General features: G+C 68.3%; 1 protein-coding gene and 1 pseudogene. Both read left to right on the forward strand.

The annotated features are described in order from the left end of the window. Window positions 1–68: 68 nt before the first annotated feature. Complete coding sequence (locus CM1CMNOD_RS01360; protein WP_013871900.1) at window positions 69–1,139, forward strand: hypothetical protein; 1,071 nt, start codon at window positions 69–71, stop codon at window positions 1,137–1,139. A 407-nt stretch (window positions 1,140–1,546) separates the two neighbouring features. Then, a pseudogene (locus CM1CMNOD_RS23495) lies at window positions 1,547–2,527 on the forward strand (beta-propeller fold lactonase family protein); the annotation flags it as partial.

Consider the following 2,527-nt stretch of genomic DNA (forward strand, 5'->3'; position numbering starts at 1 on the left):
GAAGTTGTCATCCCCGGTGTGGACGGGCACATCTGCTCGCATCGCGCACCCCTGACGCGAAGGTTGATATGAGATCGCATCTGTCCGTGCGTACGTGCACAGCGGGAACAGCACTGGTCCTGGGCGCCGCGCTGGCGGTGGCCTTCCCGGCCGCGGCGCACGCCAACACCGTAGGCGTCACGGTGAAGTCACCCGGGGCTACCAGCGGTCCTGCAAACCCTAACTCCGAGATCTCAACCCACGCGGACTGTAGTAGCGGCCTGATCTCCGGCGGTGGGATCAACCAGGCCACCGGCACCGGCAACGGCAACCATGTGATGGGCACCTCACCCAGCCCCGACGGCACCACCGAATACACCGGTTCCGCCGGGGTTGTCGGCACCGATGTGACGCACTGGCTCGGGATCGGCGGAAGCGGCGGCCAGGTCGACAATTCCTTCTCCACCACGCCCTTCGCGGTGTGCTTCACCAGCAACCTGATCAACCACACCCAGGTGGTCATGAGCAAGACCAACGCGCCCACCACCGGGTCGACGGTGGGTCTGGTCACCGCGACCTGCCCGGCGAACACGGTTCTGCTCGGCGGCGGGGCGCGTGCCACCCCGGCCAGTGTCGGCAACTTCAAGCCGATCGCCAGCTTCCCCACCTTCAACAACTCCGCACATGACTACGGCCAGAAAGCCGCAGCCGACGGCGAGACCAACCCCGACTCCTGGACCGCCGTCGGGTGGGCCAACGGCACCAACAGCACCAACGAGACCTACGCCTACGCGATCTGCAGCGGAAACAACATCAACATCAGCGGCGTCACCGTGAAAGTCCACTACAGCGAGGCGAGCGGCCCGACCACGGGGAGCACAGGCCAGAAGACGACAGTCAACTGCCCCAGCGGGGACGGGAAATTGATCAGCGGGGGCGCTGCCATCAGCGGAGGCAGCGTGACCACGACCGACTTCACCGCACCGGGCTCAGGCGGTGACCACCTTAACGGAAGTTTCCCCAGCGACTCGAGCGGCAACCCGGTCAGTGACGGGACCACCACGGCGGCGTACTGGACAGCCTTCACCCATACCGGGGGTACAAGCTCGCCGAACACCTACTCCGACGTCTGGGCGCTGTGCGCCAACGACGGCGTCTGAAGACACCTGTAACCCCGGTCCGCGGGCGGGCGCGGCACCGAGCATGGCCCGCCCGATGTTTCGTCACGTGACGAAACGCGGTTTCTGCAACACCCACAGCGGACAGGTGGTTCCGGTGCTGCGCGCCGGGACCGGGACCGGGAAACCGTACGGATATACCGCGGATGCGGTGAGGAAGATCGCGGGCAGGAAACGCGGAGGCCCGCGGTGCCGGCCCGCCGCCTCGCCGGCGCATCAACCCTGACCCAGCAAGAAACGGTTCGGGACCCCTGGAGCCCCGAGCCCCGATTCCGAGGGGCATAGCTGAGAGGTGCTTGGTCTTGGGAGTTTCTTTTGGTTTACGAATACGCCGCCAGAGAGGGCTGATCGTCATACGCAAGCGTCGTGTCTCTGCGTGGTCCGTTTCGGTGCTGGTTATTGTGCTGACCAGTTCAGTGGCGGCGTTGTCCGCGTCGAGCGCTTCTTCGGCAAAAGCCGACCTGTGCGGGAGTTCGGGCGTCCTCAACGAGAAGACCTGCACCTACGACACGGTCGGGTTAGACACCTTCACCGTGCCGGCGGGAGCGAAATGGCTCGAGATCACGGTGGTCGGCGCCCAGGGCGGGCATTACTTCATTGCCGGTGACGACATTCATGGTGGCTCGCCGGTGGGTGATATCACCGGCCGTCCGGGTGGGAGCGGCGGCCAGGCGTATGGCACGCTGACGGGTCTGTCCTCGGGTCAGGTCCTGCAGGTCGATGTTGCCGGCAAGGGTACTGACGGCACGGCGGCGAGCCGGTCTGGCGGGAAGAACAACGGACCCTCCGGGGGGCAGGGCGCCGTGGGGGGCTTCGGCGGCTCCAACAGCGGTGTAGCAGGCGGTAAGGGGGACGCGGCCGGGGCCGATGGCGGGACCGCGAGCCTCAACGGTGGCAACGGCGCCGGTGGCGGCGGTTCCTCGGATGTACGGATCGCGGCTGGTGGCTGCGCGACGTTGACGTGCGGTCTGGCGGACCGGGTGCTGGTCGGTGCGGGCGGCGGCGGAGGCGGCGGCACTGGTGGCCAGGGCTACGCGCTGGGCGGTGCCGGCGGCGCCGGTGGCGGTACTGCCGGCGCGGCTGGTGGTGCCGTCGTCGATGGTGGCCACCCGGGGACTCCTGGGGGCGCTGGAACCCAGACCGCAGGTGGGGCCGGGGGGCTCAACGCCGGGCGGCACGCGACTCCGCCTCCGCCCGATCCCAACGATCCGCGTTTCGGCGGTGATGGCACCGATGGCCGCTCTGGGTCAGGCGGCGCCGGGGGCGTGGGAAACCAGGCCTGCCTGGGTGTGCACACCCCGCCCTGCCGCAACCCCGATGATCCGGCTGCGGGCGGTGGCGCCGGTGGCGGCGGTGGCGGTGGGTACTTC

It is taken from the genome of Protofrankia symbiont of Coriaria myrtifolia (assembly GCF_900634755.1).
In the GTDB taxonomy this organism is placed as follows: domain Bacteria; phylum Actinomycetota; class Actinomycetes; order Frankiales; family Frankiaceae; genus Protofrankia; species Protofrankia coriariae.

Bases quoted from the DNA above. Each gene is read 5' to 3' on its own strand.
- CM1CMNOD_RS01360 (WP_013871900.1), top strand. From the start codon at position 69: ATGAGATCGCATCTGTCCGTGCGTACGTGCACAGCGGGAACAGCACTG.